The organism is Enterococcus sp. DIV1421a (assembly GCF_051711025.1).
Taxonomy (GTDB): Bacteria; Bacillota; Bacilli; order Lactobacillales; family Enterococcaceae; genus Enterococcus_B; species Enterococcus_B hirae.
Genome location: NZ_JBIOLU010000001.1, coordinates 2683283 through 2709488 on the forward strand (window position 1 = coordinate 2683283; position 26206 = coordinate 2709488).

The 26206-nt window shown below is 38.3% G+C and carries 24 protein-coding genes and 1 riboswitch; of the genes, 2 read left to right on the plus strand and 22 right to left on the minus strand.

Features of this window, described 5'->3' with window-relative positions; translation table 11 throughout:
- Positions 1-111: 111 nt before the first annotated feature.
- The 12 genes from pknB to IGK21_RS12235 form a co-directional block, all read right to left on the minus strand.
- Positions 112-2145: a Stk1 family PASTA domain-containing Ser/Thr kinase gene (gene pknB, locus IGK21_RS12180; protein ID WP_034700028.1), complete on the minus strand. Its 2034-nt coding sequence runs from the start codon at positions 2143-2145 to the stop codon at positions 112-114.
- The gene (locus tag IGK21_RS12185) at positions 2142-2882 is read right to left on the minus strand and encodes a Stp1/IreP family PP2C-type Ser/Thr phosphatase (RefSeq protein ID WP_010720596.1); all 741 of its coding nucleotides are present in this window, start codon (positions 2880-2882) and stop codon (positions 2142-2144) included. Before IGK21_RS12185 ends, pknB begins: the two co-directional genes overlap by 4 nt.
- Positions 2883-2894: 12 nt before the next feature.
- Complete coding sequence (gene rsmB, locus IGK21_RS12190; RefSeq protein ID WP_010720597.1) at positions 2895-4253, minus strand: 16S rRNA (cytosine(967)-C(5))-methyltransferase RsmB; 1359 nt, start codon at positions 4251-4253, stop codon at positions 2895-2897.
- Positions 4253-5194: a methionyl-tRNA formyltransferase gene (gene fmt / locus IGK21_RS12195; protein ID WP_034700030.1), complete on the minus strand. Its 942-nt coding sequence runs from the start codon at positions 5192-5194 to the stop codon at positions 4253-4255. Before fmt ends, rsmB begins: the two co-directional genes overlap by 1 nt.
- A complete protein-coding gene (def, locus tag IGK21_RS12200) occupies positions 5187-5678 on the minus strand; it encodes a peptide deformylase (RefSeq protein ID WP_010720599.1) in 492 nt (163 codons plus the stop codon). Before def ends, fmt begins: the two co-directional genes overlap by 8 nt.
- A 13-nt stretch (positions 5679-5691) precedes the next feature.
- Positions 5692-8100, minus strand: coding sequence for a primosomal protein N' (gene priA / locus IGK21_RS12205; protein ID WP_034700032.1), 2409 nt, complete (start codon positions 8098-8100; stop codon positions 5692-5694).
- A 245-nt stretch (positions 8101-8345) separates the two neighbouring features.
- Positions 8346-8651 carry a DNA-directed RNA polymerase subunit omega gene (gene rpoZ, locus IGK21_RS12210; RefSeq protein ID WP_010720601.1) on the minus strand — a complete coding sequence of 102 codons (306 nt, stop codon included), beginning with the start codon at positions 8649-8651 and terminating at the stop codon, positions 8346-8348.
- A 4-nt stretch (positions 8652-8655) separates the two neighbouring features.
- Positions 8656-9270, minus strand: a complete 615-nt coding sequence (gene gmk, locus IGK21_RS12215) for a guanylate kinase (RefSeq protein ID WP_010720602.1) — start codon at positions 9268-9270, stop codon at positions 8656-8658.
- Between the two features lie 303 nt (positions 9271-9573).
- Positions 9574-9858 carry a hypothetical protein gene (locus IGK21_RS12220; RefSeq protein ID WP_010720603.1) on the minus strand — a complete coding sequence of 95 codons (285 nt, stop codon included), beginning with the start codon at positions 9856-9858 and terminating at the stop codon, positions 9574-9576.
- Between the two features lie 16 nt (positions 9859-9874).
- Complete coding sequence (locus IGK21_RS12225) at positions 9875-10765, minus strand: YicC/YloC family endoribonuclease (protein ID WP_034700034.1); 891 nt, start codon at positions 10763-10765, stop codon at positions 9875-9877.
- 18 nt (positions 10766-10783) lie between these two features.
- Positions 10784-11002, minus strand: a complete 219-nt coding sequence (locus tag IGK21_RS12230; protein ID WP_010720605.1) for a YdbC family protein — start codon at positions 11000-11002, stop codon at positions 10784-10786.
- The gene (locus IGK21_RS12235; RefSeq protein WP_034700036.1) at positions 10972-12687 is read right to left on the minus strand and encodes a patatin-like phospholipase family protein; all 1716 of its coding nucleotides are present in this window, start codon (positions 12685-12687) and stop codon (positions 10972-10974) included. Before IGK21_RS12235 ends, IGK21_RS12230 begins: the two co-directional genes overlap by 31 nt.
- 261 nt (positions 12688-12948) lie before the next feature.
- On the opposite strand from IGK21_RS12235, the gene IGK21_RS12240 reads away from it, so the two are divergent.
- Positions 12949-13725, plus strand: a complete 777-nt coding sequence (locus tag IGK21_RS12240; RefSeq protein ID WP_010720607.1) for a hypothetical protein — start codon at positions 12949-12951, stop codon at positions 13723-13725.
- Between the two features lie 76 nt (positions 13726-13801).
- Here IGK21_RS12240 and thiT read toward each other — a convergent pair whose 3' ends face one another.
- The 9 genes from thiT to mprF form a co-directional block, all read right to left on the minus strand.
- Positions 13802-14362, minus strand: coding sequence for an energy-coupled thiamine transporter ThiT (thiT, locus tag IGK21_RS12245; RefSeq protein ID WP_034700038.1), 561 nt, complete (start codon positions 14360-14362; stop codon positions 13802-13804).
- Between the two features lie 84 nt (positions 14363-14446).
- Positions 14447-14548: riboswitch (TPP riboswitch) on the minus strand.
- A 17-nt stretch (positions 14549-14565) separates the two neighbouring features.
- The gene (locus IGK21_RS12250) at positions 14566-15534 is read right to left on the minus strand and encodes a ribose-phosphate diphosphokinase (protein ID WP_010737274.1); all 969 of its coding nucleotides are present in this window, start codon (positions 15532-15534) and stop codon (positions 14566-14568) included.
- A gap of 93 nt (positions 15535-15627) precedes the next feature.
- Positions 15628-17001, minus strand: coding sequence for a bifunctional UDP-N-acetylglucosamine diphosphorylase/glucosamine-1-phosphate N-acetyltransferase GlmU (gene glmU / locus IGK21_RS12255; RefSeq protein ID WP_034700040.1), 1374 nt, complete (start codon positions 16999-17001; stop codon positions 15628-15630).
- Positions 17002-17377: 376 nt separating this feature from the next.
- Positions 17378-18196, minus strand: a complete 819-nt coding sequence (gene purR, locus IGK21_RS12260) for a pur operon repressor (protein ID WP_010720611.1) — start codon at positions 18194-18196, stop codon at positions 17378-17380.
- Between the two features lie 165 nt (positions 18197-18361).
- On the minus strand, positions 18362-19186 hold the full coding sequence (locus IGK21_RS12265; protein ID WP_010720612.1) for a metal ABC transporter permease: 825 nt from the start codon (positions 19184-19186) through the stop codon (positions 18362-18364).
- Positions 19159-19839: a metal ABC transporter ATP-binding protein gene (locus IGK21_RS12270; protein ID WP_010737272.1), complete on the minus strand. Its 681-nt coding sequence runs from the start codon at positions 19837-19839 to the stop codon at positions 19159-19161. Before IGK21_RS12270 ends, IGK21_RS12265 begins: the two co-directional genes overlap by 28 nt.
- A 17-nt stretch (positions 19840-19856) precedes the next feature.
- The gene (locus IGK21_RS12275; protein ID WP_034700042.1) at positions 19857-20807 is read right to left on the minus strand and encodes a metal ABC transporter substrate-binding protein; all 951 of its coding nucleotides are present in this window, start codon (positions 20805-20807) and stop codon (positions 19857-19859) included.
- Between the two features lie 324 nt (positions 20808-21131).
- On the minus strand, positions 21132-21980 hold the full coding sequence (gene ispE / locus IGK21_RS12280) for a 4-(cytidine 5'-diphospho)-2-C-methyl-D-erythritol kinase (RefSeq protein WP_014834412.1): 849 nt from the start codon (positions 21978-21980) through the stop codon (positions 21132-21134).
- Between the two features lie 241 nt (positions 21981-22221).
- A complete protein-coding gene (gene mprF / locus IGK21_RS12285; RefSeq protein WP_220381049.1) occupies positions 22222-24735 on the minus strand; it encodes a bifunctional lysylphosphatidylglycerol flippase/synthetase MprF in 2514 nt (837 codons plus the stop codon).
- A gap of 234 nt (positions 24736-24969) precedes the next feature.
- On the opposite strand from mprF, the gene proC reads away from it, so the two are divergent.
- Positions 24970-25776 (plus strand): pyrroline-5-carboxylate reductase, encoded by an 807-nt coding sequence (proC, locus tag IGK21_RS12290; protein ID WP_010720617.1) that lies wholly within the window; start codon positions 24970-24972, stop codon positions 25774-25776.
- A 153-nt stretch (positions 25777-25929) separates the two neighbouring features.
- Here proC and IGK21_RS12295 read toward each other — a convergent pair whose 3' ends face one another.
- Positions 25930-26091, minus strand: coding sequence for a hypothetical protein (locus tag IGK21_RS12295; RefSeq protein WP_010720618.1), 162 nt, complete (start codon positions 26089-26091; stop codon positions 25930-25932).
- Positions 26092-26206: the final 115 nt, after the last annotated feature.

Here is a 26206-nt window from a genome sequence, read left to right on the forward strand (position 1 = left end):
TTACCACAGGAAAGAAAAATCATGTGGCGTTCCTGACAAGAAACTTAGCGAAACTCAATAAAAAATAGCAGAGCACGTTTAGAAACGCTCTGCTATTTTTTATTGTTATTACTATTTGGATGAAGACGACGTGCTTTCTTCTTTAGACGTAGCAGTACTTGAACTTTCTTTGCTGCTTGACGATTCTTTGGTTGAACTTGATGATTCTTTTGATTCTTTGGTTGGTTCTGGTCCTTTTGAATAAATGACATTGACGATCGTTCCTGGAGTGATCGATGCCCCCACGCCAGGAGCTGTTCGGATTACTTTATCTTTTTCTACGGTATCAGAATATTCATAAGACTCATGTCCGATGTATTCTGCGCCAATACTTGATAAATAACTTTGTGCATCACTTTTCGTATAGCCTGAAATATCATTTAATGTTTTCGCATTTGGTCCTTGACTAACGACAAAACTGATATAGCTATTTTCAGTCAATGGTTCACCGTAACTAGGTAATTGGCTAATGATTGAACCAGCTGGAACCGTATCGCTGTAATCATACGTCTCACTGATCCTTTTATAACCATTTGAGCTCAATATCCCACGAACGGTGTCATAATTTTGACCAGTATAATCCCCCATCGTTGGTTGCGCGCCTTGGCTTACAACAAATGTGATCTTATCTGTCGTTGGATCGACTTCCGTTCCTTCTTCATCCGACTGGGAAATGATTCGTCCATTTTCTACTTCATCACTGAACTCGTCTTTTTTCTCGATACTATCAGCTGGAAAACCAAGCTTCTTCAATCGGCTACTTACTTCGTCAAAATTCATCCCAGTATAATCATCTAACTTGATTTTTTTCTTACCTGTGCTGACGTAAAGGGTAACTTCACGGTTTTGTTTCACTGTAGTTCCCGCTGCCGGGTCCGTTTTGACAACGTCTCCTTCTTCGATTTGTTCATCAGGGATCTCTTCGGTTTTTGTTGCTGCTTCTAATTTAGCTTTTGCTAAAGTATCTCTGGCAGACGCTTCTGATAATCCCGAAACGTCAGGAATTTCGACTTCTCCACGACCTCCAGAAGCAAAAAAGACGGCTGTTCCGATTCCTAATAAGGCTAAGATCACCAATAAAATAATCCACCATTTTTTATGCTTTTTACTCTTTGGATCAGGAACTGTCTCTTCTGCCATCACAGGAGTTTCTTCTGATTTTTCTTTAGGTAATGGCATGGATTTAAATGACTCTGGCATTGGTGTATCTTCTTCTAATGGTGTGATCACTTGAGTTTCTTTGGTCATTGCTTGTGGCACCCATTTGGCTTCATTTGCCCGAGCAGGAGACAGCGCTGTTGCTAAGTCTTCTGACATTTCTTCTGCTGTTTTATATCGATCTGCCGGTTCTTTTGCAGTAGCTTTCAATACCACATTTTCTAAAGCTTGCGGCGTTGTTGGGTCTAGATCCTTGATTGAAGGTAACTCATCTTGGAAATGCTTCAAAGCAATCGTCACTGCAGACTCACCATCAAAAGGAACACTGCCAGTTAATAATTCGTAAAGAATGATCCCTAAGGCATAGATATCTGATTGTTTCGTAGCCATACTTCCTCTAGCTTGTTCAGGAGATAAGTAATGGACAGAGCCTAACATCGTATTCGTTTGTGTGATCGATGTTTCAGATAATGCGATTGCTATACCAAAATCAGTGATTTTGACCACGCCCTCATTATCGATCAAGACATTTTGTGGTTTCAAATCACGATGAATGATTTGGTGCGTATGTGCTAAAGAAATAGCTGATAAAATTTGTTGCATAATATTGACTGCTGTATCATAAGGAACAGGATAATGGGTTTGAATATAGCGTTTCAGGTCCATTCCTTTTACATATTCCATCACGAGATACTGCATGTTGTCTTCTTCTCCAACATCATACACACTAACAATATTAGGATGAACTAGTTCAGTCGCAGCTAGTGCTTCTCGTTGGAATCGTCTAATTGCCGTTTGATCATTTTGGAAATCGAATCGTAACACTTTGACTGCGACATCACGATCTAAAATAAGGTCATGGGCTAGAAAAACATTTGCCATGCCCCCACTACCAATATTTCCAGTGATTTGATAACGACCATTCAACTTTTTGCCTAACTCAATCATGCTACGTCCTCCTTGTATTCGATCAGAAGAACGGTAATATTATCTGCTCCGCCTGCTTCATTTGCACGTTCGATTAATTCTGTTACCTTGTCGAACAAAGCCCCTTCTTGATTGATAATCGTTCCAATCGTTTCTTCAGATAACATGTTCGTTAACCCATCCGAACACAACAACAAACGATCTTTTAATTGCCAAATATAAGTCGATACATCGACTTCTACAGATCCTGGCATTCCTACAGAACGAGTTAAAATATTTTTTCGTGGGTGGTTCGCTGCCATTTCTTCACTGATTTCTCCAGATTTTACTAGTTCATTCACTAAAGAATGATCTTCTGTCAGTTGAATGATTTTATCTTCACGGATCAAGTAGGCACGGCTATCCCCCACATGAGCAATAGTAAACTGATCTTCTGATAAAGCTGCTGCTACGATCGTCGTTCCCATCCCATTGTATTCTGGTTGCTCTTGGCCACGTTGATAAATACGAGTATTTTCTTCTTGGATCGTTTGGATGAACCATTGCGCTACTTTTTCGTCATCACTTAAACTTAGATTTTCCCAAGCAGTTCCTAAGTTTGTCACTGCCATCTGGCTCGCGATATCACCTGCACGATGACCGCCCATTCCATCTGCCAATACTGCTAGTTTAATCCCAGCTTGATTCGTAAAAACACTCGCATAGTCTTGATTTGTATTACGTCGTCTTCCTACATCTGATTGATATTCAATCTGCATTCTTTCACCTCATTACTTTTTACGCAAACAACAAATGAAAAACCCATCTGTATAGAACTGATGTGGGTATAAAGTCAACATTTTATCTTCGATTGATGATTGTAGCACAGGATCAACTAAAACATCAATCCTTTCAAAATCAGTATGTCGCTGTAAAAATGTTTCAATGACTTCTTGGTTTTCCTCTTTAAGAATCGTACAAGTACTATAAGTTAATATTCCAGAAGATTTTAACACAGATGCACAACTTTCCAAAATCGCCAATTGGATCGCTGGTAAATTAGCTAACTCGCTGGCATTTTTCTTATAACGAATATCCGGTTTTCTTCTCAATAGTCCTAATCCTGAGCATGGGGCATCAACTAAGATACGATCAAATGTTTCAGCTGAAAATTCCTCTTTCACTTCACGTGCATCCATTTTTTGTGCATAAACAGTTGTAAAAACACCTAAGCGTTCCGCATTTTCTTCGATGAGTTTTACTTTATGTTCATGAACATCCAGTGCTGTAACTTCACCACCACATGTTGGATCTAAAAACGTGGCAATATGCGTTGTTTTTCCTCCTGGTGCCGCACAAGCATCTAAAACATGATGTTCTGGCTCGATTTGCATAGCGGGTGCGACCAGCATCGAACTTTCATCTTGGATCGTCATGACCCCGTCATGGAATAAGGAACTAGATGCTAAATGTCCTTTTTCAGCAATTACCCCATAAGGACTAAGTTTACTTGCTGTCGCTGAAATTTCTTCTGCTTGGAGTGTCTCGATTGCTTGTTCTCTAGGGTATTTTCTGATATCTACTCGACCACTGACGTGACTTGGCTGGTAGAGTGAAAGTCCTAATTTTTCCGTTTCTTCATAACCGATTTGATCAGTCAATCGCTTGGTTAACCAGATCGGTAAACTGATTTTTACGGATAAGCGTTCAATCGGATCACTGATTTGTTCAACATCTGGTTTACCTTGTCGTTGATAATTTCTTAAAACACCATTTACAAATTTCCCAGTACCAGGATTTCCCTTGATCTTAGCAATTTCGACCGCTTCATTTAAAATCGCATGAGCTGGAACTTTATCTAGAAATTCCAACTGATAAACTGACAAATAAAGTAATGTTTTAACCCAATCATCCACTTTTTTTGCTTTTGCTATCAATGGAGCGACATAAAATTCCAGTAAAAGTTGACGACTGATCGTTCCATAAACTAATTCAGTAAACAAGCCAACATCTTTTTGATTTAAATCCCCTTGATTGATCATTTCGTTCAATAATAAATTAGAATAAGCACCGCCCTTGTTTACTCTTTCAAGGGTGATCAGTGCCATATAACGAACAGATTTTTTCATTTTTTTTGGTATTTTTGCCATTATTTCACCTGCTGCCCAATCATTACCTGTTGTCCACTACCATTCAAAAACTCATTGACTGCTTGTTTTCCTTTACCTGCTGGCTGTAATTCTTTGATTGCCAACACCGTTTGTTTACCACAAGCAATCCACAGATTTTTCTTATCTTTTTTGATGATGGTCCCTGGCTCCGCCGTAGTTTTCTCAGCTAACGCTTCTACATTTAAAAGTTTCCAACGAGTTTGTTCGTATGTCGTAAATGCAATCGGCCATGGTCGCATCCCACGGACTTGGTTGTCGATCTCTTCTGCTGTCTTGTTCCAATCAATTGCTTCTTGCTCCCGTGTGATATTTGGCGAAAAAGTTACCTTTGATTCATCTTGTGGACGTGGACTCAAATTTCCATTCAAAATATCAGGTAATGTTTTAAGTAATAGTTGTTTCCCTAATGCACTTAACTTTTCAAACATGGTTCCCACATCGTCTTGTTTAGTGATTGGTAAACTTTCTTGAGCATAAATACCCCCTGCATCCATCTTTTTGATCATTTCCATGATCGTTACACCGGTTTCTTTTTCCCCGTTGATAATCGAGTAATGAACTGGCGCCCCTCCTCGATATTTTGGCAATAAAGATGCATGTACATTTATAGCTCCGTGAACAGGTGCCTGTAATAATTTTTCTGGTAAAAATTGACCAAATGCAGCTGTGATAATCACATCTGGTTGGAGGGCAATGATTTTTTCCATTTCTTCTGAACCAGAGATTTTTTCAGGTTGTAAAACCAATAAACCGTGTTTCACGGCTGCTTCTTTTACTGGGGTAGGGGTGATGATTTTTTTACGTCCCACAGGGCGATCAGGTTGTGTCACGACTGCGACTACTTCATACCCTTCTTCTAATAAGCCTTCAAGGATCGGTACTGAAAAAGCTGGCGTTCCCATAAATACTAATTTAGTCATCAAGATGTTCCTCCATATACTCTTCTAATTCGGCTTCTGGAATTTGCTCAATCATTTTTTCAACGAATAATATACCGTCTAAATGGTCGATCTCATGCTGAAAGGCACGAGCTAAGTAACCAAAGGCTACTACTTCGATTTCTTCGCCTTCACGATCATAATAGCGAACCGTTACTTCGTCAAACCGTTTGACGGTCCCATAAACATGAGGGATGCTTAAGCAACCTTCTACATCAATGCTTTCTCCCTTTGCATCAATAATTTCTGGATTGATTAATTCAAACTTTTCACCTTCATCTACTTCTACGATTGCAACTCGCTTGTTTTGACCAACTTGTGGAGCGGCAATGCCAATACCATCGTTAGCAACCATCGTTTCATATAGGTTATCTAGTAAAGTAATTGTTTCATCTGTGATCACATCGATTGGTTGTGCGACACGTTTCAATTTATCATTGGGGTGGATCAATATAGGATAGCGCATGTAAATTCCCTTCTTAAATAAAGTGTAATGGTTCATTATCAATCGCGACAAATAATCCTTGTCGTTGTTCTTTTTGGCTCTGGTCTAAAATATTTTTTAAGATATTCGCTAAATTAGGCTCCTGTTTATATTTAATGATCAACTGGTAATAGTACCGATTTTTTACCCGATTCACTGTACTAGGGGTCGGTCCTAATAACAAGCTTTGATTTCCTAACACTTGCCGTAACTGATTCGCAACCTCAAAAATCTTCTTAGCAGCAACTTGTTCTTCCTCATGGCTGGTCGTGATTTTGACAGTAAAATAATAAGGTGGGTATCCACTACGATGTCGGACGGCCATTTCTTGTTGATAGAATCGCTCATAATTTTGTTCTTTTGCTAATTCAATTGCATAATGTTGCGGATTAAAGGTTTGGATAATCACTTCGCCTGCTTTTTCGGCTCGGCCTGCCCTTCCCGAAACTTGCGTAAGCAATTGGAACGTATGCTCGCTTGAACGAAAATCAGGCAAGTTAAGGGAAGTATCAGCATTCAAAACGCCGACCAACGTCACATCAGGAAAATCCAACCCTTTGGCAATCATTTGCGTCCCCAGTAAGATATTCGCCTTTTTTTGACCGAATTGTTGCAAGATACGTTCATGCGCACCTTTCTTTCTGGTCGTATCAACATCCATACGTAAAACACCAGCTTCTGGGAAAAGGGTCTTTAATTCTTCTTCGACTTTTTGGGTCCCTGTTCCATAGTAACGAATTTTATTCCCTCCACAGTTAGGACAACGGTGTGGGATTGGTTCTTCATGTCCACAGTAATGACAACGCATGGAGTGGGTGTCCATATGAAGGGTCAGAGAAATATCACAATTGGGACAAGGTAAAACAAAACCACAATCCCGACACATCACAAAGGAAGAATATCCTCGCCGATTTAGTAACAGCACAATCTGTTCTTTTTTCGCCAAACGGTCTTGGATTTTTGCTTGTAACTGTTTGGAAAATGTGGACGTATTATGTTGTTGCAATTCTTGTCGCATGTCAACAACTTCAATTGTTGGAAGTTGAGCAGACAAGTTGGCTCTTTGACTCAAATGGAGTAATTCATACAGCCCTTTTTGTGCTCGAGCACGTGATTCAAGAGATGGTGTCGCACTTCCTAGTACTACTGGACAATGATGATAATTTCCACGCCAAATCGCTAGATCTCTGGCATGATAACGTGGCGTTTCATCTTGTTTATAGCTTGATTCATGTTCTTCATCAATGATGATCAATCCGATATTTTCTAAAGGGGCAAAAATTGCCGAGCGGGCGCCAACAACAACCTGGGCTTCATTTCTTTCGATTTTACGCCACTCATCGTATTTTTCTCCCTGAGATAGCCCGCTATGTAAGACAGCGACCGCCTCTCCAAAACGCCCTTTAAAACGCTCTACCATTTGTGGTGTCAAAGCAATTTCAGGAACAAGCATAATCGCTGTTTTATTTTGAGCTAATACCTCAGCAATGGCCTGTAGATAAACTTCTGTTTTTCCACTTCCAGTAATTCCTTCTAATAAAAAAGTGTGACTCTTCTCTTGTTGCCCTGCTTCAATGATACGTTCTACTGCATGTTGTTGTTCTTTATTTAGCTGGAATGCTTGTGTTTGTTCAAACGTGCGATTTTTATAAGGATCACGATAACTTTCTACTTCTTCAAAAGTTAACCAGCCTTTGTCTTTTCCTTGATTCAAAGTTGCCGTGCTGATACCTTTTTCTTTGTAATAGCTAATTGGTTCAGCCTTTTTTTGCTCAGATAAGCAAAGCAGAAGTTCTTTTTGTTTCTTCGCATTCGCTCTTAACTTTCCCCACTCTTTCTCAAGCTGGACACTATTCAAATTTGAGCGGATCAAACGAATCGTTTTGACTTTGTTCTTAGTGTGTACTTCATATCTGATATCTACTAACTTGTCCTGACGCCAACGGATCAATTGGGATAAAATGCCCTCTTCTTGCGCTTCTTTCCAGGAGATTTCTGTTCGTCCTTTAAAGAATGCCTGGACGTCCGCCGCTTCATTTACAGGATAGATTTGTTTGTCATAGGATGCTTTCATGACAGCAGGAAGCATCGTTTGTAAGCAAGTGATCTTAAACGCATAAGTGATCGTCTTCATATAATCAGCCAATTGAAGTAGTTCTTGATTAACCACAGGTGCTAAATCTAATACTTGAACAATCGCTTTTAAATTTTTTTGTTCGATGCTATCTTGTACTCGCAAACCTACAACGAACCCTTGAACATGACGGTTGCCGTTACCAAAAGGAACTTCTACTCGCATCCCGACTTGAATCGCCGTTTCTACTTCAGAAGGAACCAGATAGGTGAAAGGCTGATCGGTTTGCATAGTGGGTACATCGACGATAACATCAGCTGTGATTGGCATGGTTTCCTTCCTCCTTTAGTTACTCTATCAAATAGACAAAATCGTTCTTGCCTATTTTACTAGAGATTGCTTGGTTTGTCTTATTTTCTGATGAATCCTTACAAAAAATTAACGGCGCAGCAGCATTCCGCAGAAAAGTCATTCTTATATGCTAAAACGTGATCCTAAAAAGAAGCCGAAATTCCACAAAAATTTGAGAATACAAATTTCGGAAATTTCGGCTTATCCAAAGAATCTAGCACTTTTTATTGGTTTTGCTCTTCACGGATACGTGACTCTAACTCTTGTTGTTCACGATCTTTTTTGGCTTTACGCTCTTCATCTTCCATTCTCAAGCGTTCCCGTTTTAATTCAGGATGAGGATCATTGATCACATTTCCTGCTTCGATTTCTTCTAATGCCTGTCCAACACTTTTTACTGATTCAAATGAATCCATCGTAGGTTGTGCTTTTGCATCTAGCTCGTGTGCACGTTTGCTTGCTAAGATAACTAGAGAATATTTTGAATTTACGCGATCTAACAATGAGTCGATTGAAGGTTTTAACATCATAAGACTACATCTCCTTTAACATTTTGATATATTTGCCGATCACACGGTCGACACGAAAGTGTTCACTGGCAATGATATTTTTGATTCGTTCTACCGCCAGGGGTACCTGGTCATTGACTACGGCATAATCATATAGTGCCATCATTTCAATTTCTTCTTTGGCAACTTTCATTCGTTCTTCGATTACTTCATCTGCATCTGTCCCACGGCCAACGATTCTTGATTTTAATTCGGCTAAATCGGGAGGAGTTAGGAAGATAAATACGCCATCTGGTACTTTTTCTTTGACTTGTTGAGCACCTTGGACTTCGATTTCTAAAAATACATCTTTTCCTTCGTCCAATGTTTTATTGACATAAGACAAAGGTGTTCCATAATAATTCCCTACATATTCAGCATATTCCAGCATTTCTCCGGCTTCGATCATTGCTTCGAATTCTTCTTTGCTTCTAAAGTAGTAATCGACTCCTTCGACTTCTCCTTCACGCATCTTACGAGTAGTCATTGAAATCGAATATTGGAAATCATTATCCTCACTCTCAAAAATTGCTTTTCGCACTGTGCCTTTTCCTACACCTGATGGTCCAGACAACACGATTAATAATCCACGCTCTGACATGACGACGTCCTTTCAACTAGTCTTTTTATACTAACGTTTATTTTGCACTTTTTTTCGACAACTTTCAAGGGCATCTTTGATTATAGCAAAAAAAAGCGCCTTTGACTGGCAAAACCTTTGCTTTTCACTCGGGCTTTTGATGATAGTGATTAACTATCAAGTTCATCCTTCATTCAAAAGTTCAAAAAAAGGTCCCTCTCACTTTACAGGTTCTAACTGAGCAGCATTCTTTTTCAAAAAAATAGTGAGAAGCGCAACATATGGTTGCAGCTCTTCTCACTAACATGCCGATTACCGTCGTTTTTAAAAACCCATGTTTGACAAGGTATTGACAACACCCATGATCTCATCTTTTCGAGAGAGTGCTTTTTCAGTTGGGTCTTTCACTTCTTCTGCATCGATTCTCACAATAAATTGACGATTCATCGTCACATAAGTCCCATCGTTAACTAACAATTGGATTTCTTTCTCCGTCACTTGCGCACAGGCATCTTGCCAAGCTTCAAATCCTGCTTTTTCAGAAGGAACATTTCTTTTGATGACCGTTTTCCCACTTAATTCATGAAACGTGATATCATAATAGTTCATTTTTTTCGTCTCCTTGCTATTCAATATTTTGGATCTGTTCTCGGATTTTTTCTAAAATCGTTTTTAACTGGATCACTTGGTTTTTGATTTCAATCGCACTTGATTTTGAACCAATCGTATTGATTTCTCGATTCATTTCTTGGATCAAAAAGTCGAGTTCTCTGCCAACTGGCTGTTTTACTTGAAGTAATTCATCCAATTTGCCGATATGGATCACTAAGCGATCCAATTCTTCATGAATATCTCCTCGCTCTAATAAAATAGCGAGTTCAGTCAGCAATCTTTGTTGATCGACCGTTGCTCCCAAGTAATCTTCTAGTTTCTTTTGATATTTTTCCTGATACTCTTGTTCGTATAACTCAACAAATTGTTGTAAGTCATTTAATACTTGTTTCAGTTCATCACTGTTTTTCTGAATGATCGCCTCTAAGGCTGTCCCTTCTTTTTGGCGACTTTGTTCAATTTCAGCTAGTGCTTCATGGACCGTTTCTAAAACCAAAGCTGTCAGTTCATCCATATTGTTTTCATTTTTTTCTTCAATCACGACAAAAGATTCATTCGTTGTCAAAGTCTCTAATAGACGTCCAATCTGTAATTGCTGTTTCTCTCCATAACGTTGGGTTATTCCTTCAGTTAAGTTCGTCATCAGCTCGTCAATCAAATTCCAATCAACAAAAACTTGTTTTTGATTTTGTCCCAAATACGTCAGATTGATAAAAACTTCGACTCGACCTCGACTTAAATGTTGTTTCATCAATTGGCGAATATCATTTTCGAGATAATTTAACAATTTAGGACTACGTATTTGCATATCTAAAAAGCGTTGATTGACACTTTTGATCTCAACTTCTATTTGATACTCTGCGGTTTCATGGGTGGCTTTACCAAAACCAGTCATACTTTTCATTCAACAGGGTCCTTTCTGTTACATATTTTCGATAGCTTTTTGTAATGCCTCAAATTCTTCATTGGTTAGAGTAAGCCCTTTACCCATTTTCTCATGTTCGGGCGCCCAGTCACGAAGATCGAATTTAGGTGGGCGGCCATTCCAGCTGACTAGGTTCAGCTCTTTTCGCCATCCTTTATTATTTTCGGATAAAACAGCGATCTCTTCTATGATTTCGTAGGAAAATTCTTGTGCCATGGTTGTTCCTCCTTTAGATAAAGTAAATATAAATTCAATAGGGTGTCAAATAACTGCGTATGAAGCTTAGATTGAAGTTGCTCGTTCTTTTTTTGTTTAACTAAATGAGCAATTTCATTGATTTGTTCCTGTTCACTCTTTTGCTTTTTTTGGTATTTTTGGACTCTGCGCCACTCATTACTATTTAATTGTCCGACCTCTCGAATCATTTGATCGAAAAATGAACTTGATTCTTTTTGAATGATCTGTTCGATCAATTCATCTACATCATAAACTTTATTCGGTAAAACGAGCTTTTTTTTGGCTAATAGTTCAAGCATCGCCACCCCGCATGTTTCAATTACTACCCTGTCTTTATATATATTACGCAGAGTTTGCCAAAATTTTGGTTGTTGAACAAAAGTTGTTTCTAGCTGAAGATCATTCACTAGATAGCTTAAAAATTTACGCCAATATTGTTCTGCAAGTTTCGTTGAATAGAACGTATACCAATTCCCCTCAAAATCACCTAACTTTTTTTTCATTTCCAGATAGCCTAATTGGAGATTGAATTGGTTTCTCTGCCGATCAAAAATCAAGAAGGTTCCCAATGACCAATTAGAGCGGCAGAGCCATGGAACAGTCTCTTCTGGTATCGTAATCTTCTTAGTCACTCCGGGACCATCCACATCTACTATTAAGCACTCCGTTGCCCCTTCTTTAATTGCTACATCCACAGGCAAATTATTTCGATAACCACCATCAATATATTTTTGTCCAGCAATGTTTCGATAACTCATAGCGGGATAAAACGAAGCCGAAGCTAGGATCCAATCAGCAATTTCATTGCTTGCCAATTGCTGGATCGGTGTCACCACTTCTTTAAAATCAGGAAGTCGAGTCGAAACGGTAAATAAACGAGGACTTTTCATTTTTAAAATCTTCTCAGCATCTAATTTACTTTTGAGTAACTTTTCCAAAGGGGTGATTGAGGCTCCCCCCTTGATAATTGCTGCTCTCGTCATTTGCCGTGTTTCTTGGATAAACCTTTTCCGTAGATCTTCTGATAATGCAGTTTCTGGTAGCTGTAATACTTGATTCGTTGCGAGGGATTGCCATAAAGAAAGAGCTTGCGATAAATCATCTTGCAAGATCAATACACCGTTTAACGCACCAACTGAAGTTCCCGTAATTACTTCAAAATGAATCTGATGTTCTTTTAACGTTTGCCAAACACCGATTTGATAGGCACCATGAGCGCCACCGCCACCTAATACTAAACCAATATGATAGGTCAGTTTTTTTTGCCAAATTGTCTGAGCCAACTGATTGTCTTGCGTATAACCATGATGAGATAGGAGTGTCTGCCAATATGTCGACAGTGGTTCAATCCATTGAAAAGAACAATATTTTTTGAAATAAAAACGGGAACACCACTCTATCTCTTTAAAAAAGAGCGTCCAACCAGGCATGTCACCCACCACTAGCACATTTTTAATCAGCCATTGTTCACTGGTTCGTTCGGCAATAAAATAAAGGGTATGTTTGTTACCGATCATCCGCCAAGCTTGCCTTTTCTTTGTTGCCAACCAAAAGGCATCACGGCTTTCCTGATGGGTAGCATAAAAGGGTAGCAATTGTTTGGCTCGTTGAAGTGTAGAGTAGAGGACTGTTTTTTCTGAACCGTACACTTGTTGAATCAGCATAATCTTCTCCTTTTTTATTATAACAAGACAAATATATTCTTTTAAAGTATACTATTTTTTTGAGAAATACTAAAATGAATACATTGTTCTTGTAAAAGCTATAACAAAATCCATTCCATCCATTTATACAAAAACAATGAAAATGTCCATGTTTATCACAAAAAAAGTGATTTTGTAATGGAATTTTAAAATAAAAGAAACAAGCTTTTTTTTAATAAATGTTGTAAAATGAAAGTGATAATGAGTGAGAGGAGGAGCATGATGTCTGAGTCAGTTTATGTACATATTGATACTACTAGCAATGCGGTTGTGACTAAGGGGCTGACTATTAGTGATTTTTCAAACAACATCGTGCATTTCCCACAAAATTTATTGTTATTAGATCCTTCAGAAAATGCTGGTGAATACGAATCCCATACTGGGTTGAAAGTGATTCGTGGAACAGAAAATATCCAACGCTTTTTCTCTTCTGCACGTAATCGTAATCATTCGAGTGATTTAAAATGGATCGATTTTAACGACTTAACGATGCTGAAAGAATTAACGCCATTAGAAATTTCAGAATTGTTATATTTTGGACACATGAAGACCCATCTTCACTCCCCATTTTTTTATAAATTACAAAATAATTTCGTCTACTTCGATCTTAACGATCAACTAGAACGAATCTATTATCGCTATTTAGATGAATTTTATCGGATCTTTGCCAATAAACTAAGTATCATCTTGTCAAAAAAAATCAATGAGAAAAAATCGTTTTTCAAACGAGATATTCCGGTCGAAAAAATTAGTGTGGAATTACTGAAGAATATGCGTAATTTGATGCAAGAAGGAATCATTTTTTCTTTTGAACAAGGTGGATTGATCGATAACGATTATCATATCCCGATCTATGTCATTGAAGATTATATTTGGAAGCTAAAAGGAACAAGATACCTTGATGAAGAAGCAATTGGCACCTTAGTTTATCATGCAGAAGAAAAACGCTGGGAGCTTGTAGGAGAAGCTGCGGAACTCAACTATACTCCTTTAAGCTGATGCTTGGATGTTCCATCATTTTATACTTATAAAAAAAGAGCCTAGACACTTTTATAGTGACTGAGGCTCTTTTCGTTTATTTTTTCCCGATGAACAAAGCTGGAACTGTCCGACCGATCCCAAGCAAAACAACCATTGTAACAATTCCTGTAGCCAAGGCACTTGCACCATTCATGACTAAAGAAAAGAGCCATGGATTCATTCCCCACAAAGCATAACTTCCCCAAAAAACGACGCCTGCGACAAAATGCCAGAAATATCTAGCACCAACACCAACTAAAGTTCCTAATATAATAGTGGTTGTCATCCCTTTTTTATTGCCCATCGTTAGACTGTTTTGCAGCCTTTTAGCGAACACTCCTGTAAATCCTGCAAAGGTAAAAGCAATCGGATACTCGATCAATACTTGAATGACACTGAGATAATACACTTGTCCTGTTGGAAAATGTAAAATCCCCCAAATAAATCCTGATAAAATCCCTGCCTTCCAGCCTCTTCTTAACGCAAACAATGTCAGTGGAATCTGTCCTAATGAAATCTCAAAGCTACTACCTATTTGAAGAGGAATAAAGGATAACACCATCGCTAGTGCAGCTACAAGTGTCCCCTCAATCCATACTTTATATTTTTTCTCCATAAAAAAACTTCCTCCGTTCATTTGAAATCACAAAGGAGGAAGTAAATACAACATACTTCTACAACTAACGTTACATGACTAACGTCAATTGATCGTCACAATTCCTACGCTCGCATAACCGATACAGGTACGAAGGGTTTAGAAAAACTTCAATCTCAGCCTCATAAGGCTCCCCTTTGTGATACTATTCAATTTTTTAATTCTTATTTTTTTGTTTCAAACAATGGACTAACAGGTTTGTTTTCGTGGATACGTTTAATTGCATCACCCATCAAACCACCGACACTTACTTCATCGATTTTTTCGATCTTACGGTCATCTGGCAGATAGATCGAATCTGTTACAACTAAGCGTTCAATCGCAGAATCTTCAATACGCTGTAAAGCTGGTCCAGATAATACTGGATGTGTACATGATGCGTAGACACTTACTGCGCCTGCTTCTTTTAGTGCATTAGCCGCTAAGGTAATCGTCCCTGCTGTATCGATCATATCATCAATCAATACACAAGTTTTTCCTTCTACTTGCCCAATAATATTCATTACTTCTGCTACGTTTGCTTTTGGACGGCGTTTATCAATGATCGCAATTGGTGCTTTTAAAAATTCAGCCAATTTACGCGCACGAGTTACACCACCATGGTCAGGTGATACAACTACTACATCGTCCCCTTTAATCCCTTTTTCTAAGAAATAATTTGCAATCAATGGTGCACCCATCAAGTGATCAACAGGAATATCAAAGAATCCTTGGATTTGGACAGCATGCAAATCTAGCGTCAACATTCTAGTTGCTCCAGCTTTTTGAATCATGTTCGCCACAAGTTTTGCAGTGATTGGTTCTCTGGCACGAGCTTTACGATCTTGACGTGCATATCCATAGTAAGGCATTACTACGTTAATCGTTTTTGCACTGGCACGTTTCAAGGCATCAATCATGATCAGCAATTCCATTAAATTATCATTTACAGGACTACTCGTTGACTGAATAACATAAACATGTGATCCGCGAATACTTTCTTCAATATTCACTTGGATTTCTCCATCACTAAATTGAGTAACCGATGATTTACCCAATTCGACACCGACAGCTGCAGCAATTTTTTCTGCTAACGGGCGATTTGAATTTAACGCAAAAATTTTTAATCTTGGGTCAAAGTAATGTTTTGACATGGGGACCTCCACTTTCTTTTTCACAACTCTAGAATTCTACCTATTAAATACTAGTCATATTTTCTGAATAAATCAAGGGGTTTTACAAAAGTCTTAGTTTAAATAAGGGAGTTTTTTAGCATAATCTTCTTTATTGACCTGTCTTGCACGGGCAATTGCCATAGCATATTCAGGGATATCCTCTGTGATTGTTGACCCTGCAGCTACTGATGTATTTTTAGCAATTTCCACTGGGGCAATGATATTTGCATTAGAACCGATAAAACTATGATCACCAATTGTCGTGCGGTGCTTGTTTTTCCCATCGTAATTCACAAAGACCACGCCACAACCAACATTGATTTCTTCGCCTAATGTGGCATCACCGACATAAGTCAAATGACCAACTTTGGTATTTTTACCAATTTCAGCATTTTTGACTTCCACAAAATTACCAATATGGACACCTTCACCAATTTCTGCTTTTGGTCGTAAATGAGCAAATGGTCCCACGTCCGCATGACTTTTCACAAGACTTTTTTCGATCACAGAATGTTCAACTACCACATGATCTTCAATCACACTATCTACGATTCGAGAATGGGCACCGATCACGCAATCTGATCCAATGACGGTTTTACCTTGAAGTTGGACGCCTGCTTCGATCACTGTATCAGAACCAATCTCTACCCCGGCATCAATATAAGTCGTTGCTGGATCAACAAAACTTACACCATTGACCATATGCATTTTGTTGATTCTTTGGCGCATCAATTCATTAGCTTTAGCTAATGCAATACGATCATTGACTCCCATTGATTCATCAAAGTCTTCTGTCTGATAAGCTGCTACTGTTTTTCCAGCATCTTTGAGGATTTCAATGATATCGGTCAAGTAGTACTCCCCTTGTGCATTGTCTGTTCCTACTTTGTTCAATGCTTCAAACAGAGCTTGATTGTCAAAACAATAAGTTCCTGTATTGATTTCTTGGACCAATGCTTCTTCTGGTGTAGTATCTTTTTGCTCAACGATTTTTTCAACGATCCCAATATGGTCACGAATGATACGGCCATATCCAGTTGGATCTTCGGCTTGTGCGGTTAGAATCGTGGCACTCGCATTTTTTCCTTGGTGATACTCAAATAAATTGTTCAATGTTTCAGTGGTTAAAAGTGGTGTGTCGCCACTGATCACCAGTGTCGTGCCTTCTTTCCCTTGTAAAAAAGATGCGGCTTGTAATACTGCATGACCTGTACCAAGTTGTTCTGCTTGCAGAGCGTATTCACTACGTTCACCCAACTGTGCCTTTACTTGCTCAGCGCCATGCCCGACGATCGTGATGATTTGATCTGGGTTGGTTTCACTTACTCGATTGATAATATGTTCCACCATCGGCTGTCCTGAAACTGGATGTAAAACTTTATATAATTTTGACTTCATGCGAGTTCCTTTTCCCGCTGCCAAAATGATTGCATAACGTGCGTCCAACTGCGTCACTCCTAATTGTATTTGATGGTTTTAAGTTTAGCCCACTCTACTCAATTTTTCAACCAAGCAGACTATATTTGTAACTAGACCATTTTTATCTTGGGGGTTCAAAAATCAATTAGTCAATCAACAATAGTGAGAGAAAAATAGGGTTGTATGAAAAAGGAGAACGAATTTCTCTCATCTGACAGATAACAGCTGGATATCTGATTTGTTGTTGCTGGTTGCTGTAGTGTTTCTATCGAAAATAAGCCAAAGAATTCCCAAAATAGGTGAAACTATTTTCGGATTCTCCGGCTTATTTCTCAGAGCTGGACACTTCTGTCACAATCTCTTCCAGCTATTATTGATCGGCAAATAGATAAATTTTCAATCTCTAATCTTTGAAATAATTTCCTGGTACAACTGTAATGTTTTTGGTCTTCGTGTCGACATCTTTCACGTATAGTAATGAAGTATAATCGTCAATTGCACGATGACCATTAAATTTGGATTCTGCAAAAACGGTGATTCCTACAAGTTCAGATTCAAACTCTTCGATCAAGCTCTTCATTCCATTGACCGTGCCGCCGCCTTTCATAAAATCATCAACGACTAGGACACGAGAACCACGTTTAAGACTTCTTTTTGATAATTCCATCTTTTCGATTCGTTCAGAAGAACCAGAAACATAATTCACACTAACTGTCGATCCTTCTGTGATCTTTGAATCACGGCGTACGATAACAAACGGTGCATTTAAATAATAGGACACAGCTTGCGCGATCGGTACGCCTTTCGTAGCAACTGTCATCACTGCATCGATTTTTTCACCTAAATACTTAGAAGCAATGATTTTTCCAACTTGGCGCAATAATTCGGGCTCACCTAGTAAATCGGATAGATAAACATAACCTCCAGGCAACAAACGATCTTGTTCAGACAATCGTTCAGCTAACGACTCAATGTATTTTTTGGCTTCTTCGTAAGAAATCTCTGGTATAAATAAAACCCCACCAGCGGCACCTGGAATTGTTTCTAGGGTACCATACCCTCGTTCCTTAAATGTTTTTTTGATAATTGCCAAGTCTTCACTGATCGAAGATTTAGCAGATTCATAACGTTCGGCAAAACTTGTCAATGAAATTAATTCGTGAGGATGATCTAATAAATACTGAGTCATATCAACAAGACGTTCACTGCGACGTACTTTCACATATTTCAGCTCCTTTTAAGAAATTATATCGTTTTACATTATATAAGTTTTCATTTAAAAATTCGAGCATTTTGTAAGAAAATAAGTTAAATAGTTCGGTATTTATCTAAATATAAGAAAAAGCAATGAAAATTTTTCGTTTTCATCGCTTTTCTTTTTGATTTTTTATTTATTTTTTCGCTTAATGGAAACAAGCACCCGCTTGAACAAATTGACCACAAGAAACAACACGATAAAGACTAGTGTGATCGTCGCACCCGGTGGCGTATCTAGATAAAAGGAACTTGTTAGTCCCGATAACATGCCGATAAAGCCAACACCGATACTAATGGCAATCACCACATTGAAACTTTTGCCTAAGCGCATACCGATCGCTGCAGGCAGGACCATAATTGCTGAAATCAATAATGCCCCGGCAATTGGGATCATGACAGCAATCGCAACACCCGTGATCACGTTGAACAGCATTGACATACGGTGAACAGGCAGACCATCAACATGGGCGGTATCTTCATCAAAAGTCAGCACGTACATTGGTCGCTTGAACAAAAAGAATAAGAAACCAATAATAACAAATAATACACCCAAAAAGATAACTTGATCCCAAGTAATCGTCACAATCGAGCCAAAGAGGTACGATTGGATACTTGTGGCTGAGTTTCCACCACTAAGATTCATCAAAACTAATGCCAGCGCCAGTCCGCCAGCCATTAAGATCGCAATTGAAATTTCTGAGTAAGTACGATAAATCGTACGTAAATATTCTAAAATCACCGCAGCTAATATTACTACGAACATCGTAGTCAACGTTGGATTGATATTCAAAAAGAAACCCAATGCCACCCCTGCCAGTGAAACGTGTGACAGTGTATCTGCCATCAATGATTGTCTTCGGATCACTAAAAAGACACCTAACATTGGAGCAATCCCCGCAATAAAAATGGCTGCTAAAAAAGCTCGTCTCATGAATTCATATGAAAGCAACGCCATGGAGAATCCTCCTTTCTTACCAAACGAATTTGTCGATCTGCATATTGCTTGATATCCTCATGATCATGAGTAATCATCAAAATTGCCTTGCCATGTTCATGGGCACTATGACGCAATAGTCGATAAAATTCATTACGAGATTCTTCATCCATTCCCGTTGTCGGTTCATCCAATATAAATAAATCTGGGTCAGTCGCAAAAATACGGGCTAAGCTAATCCGTTGTTTCTGTCCACCGGATAATTCTCCGATCCGTCGATGACGCATCTCCCACATTCCAACAGATTCTAAAGCTCGTTTAACATGCTGATGATCTTTTTCAGAAAGTCGTTTGAACCAACGTCCTCTCGGATAGCGACCCGAACGAACCAATTCTAAGACTGTACTTGGAAAGCCAGCATTAAAAGATGCCACTTGTTGGGGAATGTAACCAATACTTAATTTTTGTCCTTCTTGATTTTTGGGGGCGATTTTCACTGTTCCCTTAGAAGGTTTTAACAAGCCTAAGGAAGCTTTGATCAATGTTGATTTTGCTGCACCGTTTTCTCCTGTTAGAATAACGAACTCTCCTGCATCAACGTGATAAGACACATCTTCTAATACAGGTTCTTCATCATAATAAAAAGTCAAATCGGATATTTCGATATAATGCACGCGAAATGCCTCCGTTCTTAATTAATACTTTCTTTTAACGCTTTTAAGTTCTCTTCCATTACCGAAATATAATTTTCGCCGGCTTTGATTTGTTCACTTGTCAAACTCTCTAATGGATTCAATACTTCTAATTTAACACCCGTTTCTTTCGACAATGTTTCCGCCACTTTGGATGACGCATTTTCTTCAAAATAAATCACTTTAATCTTATTTTTGTTCACAAAATCTTTTAGTTCAGCTAAGCGGCTTGGTGTGGGTTCTTGATCAGGCGTTACCCCTGCAATCGCTTGTTGGTGTAAATCATATTGATTCGCTAAATACGCAAATGCGGCATGTTGCGTCACAAACGTGCGGTTTTTGGCATCTTTGAGTGCATCCGTATATTTTTGGTTCAGGTTTTCTAATTTTTTGATATAAGCATCCGCATTTTTATCAAAAGTTGCCTTTTTATCAGGATACTTTTTCCCAAGCTCTGAAGCAATTGTTTTGACCTCTTTGATTGCTAACACAGGATCTAACCAAATATGTGGATCATACTCATGCGAATGACTTTCAGAAGAAGCTTCTTCATGTTCATGATCATGGTCATGGTCTTCTTCTGCTGATTTCAGACGATCAATTCCTTTAGCTGCTTCAATCATCAATGTTTTATTCGTATCGACAGAATCTTTCAATGAGTCAACAAAAAATTCCATATCTGGACTATTATAAACAAACACATCCGCATCAGCGATTTCTGCTTGTTGTTTTGCACTAGGTTCAAAATCATGCGGTTCAGTCCCAGACGGGATCAACAACTTGACGTTTCCTTCATTTCCAACTACTTCTTTCGTAAATTCATACATCGGATAAAAGGTCGTAACAATCGTTAACTCATTTTTCTTTGAATCCTTTTGGTTCGTACCACCACAAGCCGCTAATAAAAACATCCCTACAGCTAGTGTTATACCAATCATATATTTTTTCATAAGACTCTCCTTTCGAACAAATCGTAAAATTACGATTTATCAACGGAACTTAATGTATCAGAATAAAAAAATAGAGTCAATAGAAATCCTTCAATTTCTGATTTATACGAACAAATTCAATGTAAACCGTAAAATGAATGATAGTTTGTTCATGTTACTGAGAGCAAAACAAGCTTTCTAGTCCATTTTTTCCAATTTCTAAATAGAATAAATAACGTTTAGAGTAGCTAAGCTGCAACCAACTCAAAAAAATCTCAAAACAGCTTCTTCTGTTTTGAGATTTTTTATTCTTCATCTCTTAGCAACAACTAGTTCTGGCCTATTTTACAACGTGCGTACTAAATATACTTCATCACAGAAACCTTTCAGCCCGTTATAGACTCTTTGTGCTCTTGAATAATGTTGACATAAGGCAAAGACTGTCGGTCCGCTTCCGCTCATCAAAGCGGCATCTGCCCCATACTTTAACATGCGTTCTTTGATTTGATGGATAATTGGATGACGTTTGCCGGTAACATCTTCTAAACTATTTCCCATGTATTGAATCATCGTATGGTAATCTTGTTGCTGGATTGCCTCCACTAGTCTAGGAATGTTCTGATGCTGGATTTTTTGCGCATCTACTTCTTTGAAGACGGTCCTAGTCGAAACACTCATTTTAGGTTTCACCAAGATTACCCAACACTGAGGCATTGAAGGGAGAACTTGGACCACTTCTCCTTTGCCGCCAACAAACGCAGTATTACCATAAACACAATAAGGCACATCCGTACCAACTTCCAAACCAATCTCAGCTAATTCTTCCAGAGAACAACCGAGATTCCATAGTTGATTGATCCCTCTCAGTGCAGCTGCACAATCTGTGCTGCCCCCACCCAGTCCAGCTGCAACTGGAATATTTTTTTTCACAAATATTTTTACGCCTTTTTTGATATGATACTTATTCTTAAGCAATGTTGCTGCTTGATAAACGTTATTTCGTTGATCTACTGGCAAAAATGCCTTATTCGTTTCTACGATGATTCGATCCTCAGGTATCTCTTCAAAGAATAAGTGATCTGCTAAATCTACACTCGACATTACCATTTCCAGCTCGTGATACTCATCGGGACGCTTGTACAAGACATCTAATCCCAAATTGATCTTAGCTGGTGCTTTTTCTATCAGTTCCATCCTCTCACCCATTCAAAAAGTCTAAGTCGCAAGTATTCTATCACAGAGAAAAATAAAAGTATAGCTCATACGAGTGACGTGTTTACGATCTTAGCGGTTTTCTCAGACCTTTTCTGTCTACAGATAAAACAAACCATCCTTCGACCACATTCATTTTCTCTAGCTACCGTCAATCGCTTTTTCACGTTTTAAACTATAGGTAGCTAAAACACGTCACCAGTTATTCCTCTATTTACGCAATTTACAATTCCGTTAATACTTCTTCTGCAAAACTGATACTTTTTTCTTTTCCCTTCCCAATTAGTATAAACAACTGTAATGTGGCAAATGTAAAACTGCTTCCCTTCATGTAAGCAAAATAGCGACCTTCCCAGCGAGTGACATAGCGCAGTTTTTCTTCATAGGTCGATTGAAAGGAGTAAAAGAAACTACCATAATTATAAACAATATGCATGATGCGCTCTTGAAAGAATGCAAAGTCTGTTTCCCCTACATTTGCTAACGGAGCTAAACCAAGATTTGCCTCAAGATAGCCCTTTTCTTGGTAGACAACAAATAGATTGACTAATAAATAATCGGATAGTTCAGCAGGTTCATCTGGCAATACACGTAATAGATCATAGCCTGCTTGGCTCTCAGATATTGGTTGCTCTGTAATAAATCCGACCACTTTTTGTTCTTTGCGTACCACTCCAACACCACTGGCTAACAGATAAGATTCGTCAAAACGGCCAACAGAAAAATGCTTTTCTCTCGCACCATGTAACCACTGATCCGAAACCTCACTCACCGCAGCTAATAGTTCCTCAGGTAATTGTTCGTACCAAGTGAAATGATAGCCTTCATTAGTTAGACGCTGGTACTCTAGCTGTTGATTGACCCAAGGCATTTCTTCTGTAGTCAAATCTGCCATTCCTACCTCGCCGACTTTTGTAAAATGAAAACCTAATTCATGCAACATTACCACATATTTTTCTGAGATCTTGTAAAAAGCAATTTGATACCCTAAGCAATCAGCTTTTTGCATAAATTCTGTAATAGCAGGACGAATCATTTGTGGGTTGCCAATCGGGTCTCCCAAAACAAAGCATTTATTTCCTTTGATCTGGTAACCAAAGACGACTTGATCCTCTCCATTTTGTTGATAGTAATAATATTTATATCCTGGTAAACGAAGATAATGACTAGCAGATGTCCCCTGATAGACGGTCAACATCTGTTTGAATCTTTCGATTTGTAAATCTGACCCTAACTCATTCGTTTCAGAAGCAAGGTACTGATACAATGCTACTAATGCCAACAGCGAGATCCCTAGACCAATCAAGCCTGAAAACCAAACTTCATCGGATGGGAACAGGAGAAAGCGATCAGCTGTCAATCGATTTACCCAAAAACGTCCACTATGATACCCTGCAATTGCATAGACGATAAATAGAAACCCAAACAAACATAGATCAAAAAGAATGGCACCCCATGAATAAACAAATTTCTTACGGTAAAATTCTTTCCGAGCTAGCCAGACAGCCAGAAGAATCAAGATATACACTAAAATCAATTGCCAAGATAATGTTCGAGTAACTGTGTTAATGATTCCAAAAGCTAATAAAGCAATAGTTGGTAAAAAAGCCTTCTTCACTTTCATTGCTAACGCTCTTCCCAACCCAAGCAATAAGAATCCAATCAATAGATTCAACGTTTGGTCTAAAAAATTAAACGAGAAAGGTAATAAAATCTGAAACAATCGACTGATCGCAGAAAGATTCGTAATCGTAGATAGTAACACCATCATGATCCCTGCAAAATAAACGGCTGTGACCAAAATAAAATGCGCGATTTTTTGAAAGAGCAGTCGTGGTATATTGTCTAAAAAACGATTCACTTTTACTCCAGTATGTGACAGAAATAAAAATAAGCCAACCGCAAAAGGAACCACATAATAAAACAAACGGTAATAAAGTAACCAAACCACTGCAATATCTTGTCGAACAGCTAACTGACTCATACCTAAGATCATCAACACATCAAATGTCCCGACACCCCCAGGAACCATTGTCAACATACCGATTAACGTAGCGATAATAAACATTGGATAAATCGAAAATAAGGAAATATCTACATCCATCAAATAACCAATCGCTAAAAAAACGACCAATGCTCCAGTCCATTGCCCCACAGAAGCTAACAGTAACCCGACTAGACCCTTAGGATAGAATTCCGCAAATAATGTTCTTCTTTTTAAATAAGCAAAGAAAAAAATAGCCGGTGCTATCACACTACCGCCAAGTAACCAAATCCAATAACTTCTAAAAATACTAGTAGTTTGTAGAAAAAAAACATCAATGAACGTTAGAAATGACCATAATGATAAACCAGTCAACATAAATAATGCAACTTTAGAAACAGTAGCAAGTACCATTTTCCGATTTGTTTCTTTTCCATAAAAATTTGCTCTAAGACTAGCTCCAACAATTCCTCCAAAGCCCGCTAAATTATTAATTGTATTCGTAATAAAAGCAGCTAAGAAAAAATCGTGACGCTTCATTTTAGGTTTCCCTTGTTTTTCCAACACGCGAATCGTCACCCAGTCATACAACAACATTGGCAAAACACCGATCAACCCCACTAAAACCATTAAACACAGCGTAACATAACTTTGTTGTCGCATAGTTTGCCAAATATCTTGCCAACTCATTCCATTTGCAATATTTACGACTTGATTGGCAACGAAAACTATAATAGATCCAAAAAAAATCATTTTTAAAATCAAGCTATGATTTTTCAACCACTGAAATGCCGTATGACTTTTATTTTTCACACTTTACCATCCTTACTTGAAAACTTTCAATTTATAAATCAATGTTAGCTTATTTACCTTATTTTTACCACTTATGCACTAGTTTCACCTGTTTATGTATCTATCCACACGCTTTATTCTTTGCTTGCCCTTCATTGAAAAGAAAGCTATGCTAAAACAAAAGGAGAGGATAACATGAAAATTGGATTCATTGGAACAGGTAATATGGCGCAAGCAATCATTAACGGCTTGATTGAACACGAAACAGTGGCTAAAGAAGATATTTTTGTCTCAAGTGGTCATTTCGAAAATGCACAACGTTTTGCAGAAGCAACTGGTGTAACCGCCTGTCAAACAAATCAAGAAGTCGCAAAACAAGTAGATGTCATTTTACTGGCAGTCAAACCTAAAATCATTGACCAAGTACTGAAGGATTTAAGAAAATATAGTCAGAAATGTCTCTTTATTTCAATTGCTTCAGGAAAATCATTACATGATCTGGAAAAAGCCCTAAATGACCCCGAAGCGAAAATCATTCGTGTCATGCCAAACGTAAACGTTAGTGTGGGTGCAGGTGTCTCTGCTATCTGTAAAAATCATCATGTCACATATGAGGAATTCAAAGAAGCAACGCAAATCTTTGAAGCGATCGGCAGTGTCTATCCACTGGCAGAAGGTGATTTCAGTACGTTTATTGGGTTAGCCGGTAGTTCACCAGCATTTATTTATATGTTGATCGATGCCATGGGTCGTGCGGGTGTCTTTAATGGCTTACCTAAAAAAATGGCAACCGAGATCGCTGCCAAAGCTATTATGGGATCTTGTCAAAAATTCCTAGCAAGTGATGAAAACCCTTGGGAGCTAGTTGACCAGGTTTCTTCCCCTGGCGGAACAACCGTTGCAGGTGTTGTGGCTTTAGAAGAAGCTGGCTTCATTCCTGCTATTATCAAAGGGATCAATACAACGATCGAAAAAGATCGAGAAATGCTGGATAAGAAATAAAACGAATGAGTCTGAAGGAATCTTTTTACTAAAAAAAGTAGGACATTAATCAGATTTTTTCTGATTAATGTCCCAGATTCAGACTCTTCATTCTGAATTATTATTTTTCAATATTCACAATAAAACCTCTGAAACCTTTCATCCGTATATATTTTAGCAACAGCTAGATAAAGAGCCACAACCAAAACTACCACAACCAAGGCTACCCATTGTTCCGCAGATGGTATCTAGCGAAGCATTCAAACTATGTTCGTTGTTTAATACTGCTAATTCTTCAGAAACATTGCCTGCTTTCATTAATAGTCCTACTGCCATTTTCTTCACCTCCTTTCAAGTTGATCAATCATTTTTTATTGTCATCAACTGTTTGTTACACTTATCAATCTATTATTCAATCAGATCCTATCTCTTCATTCGTATTTTCGATTGA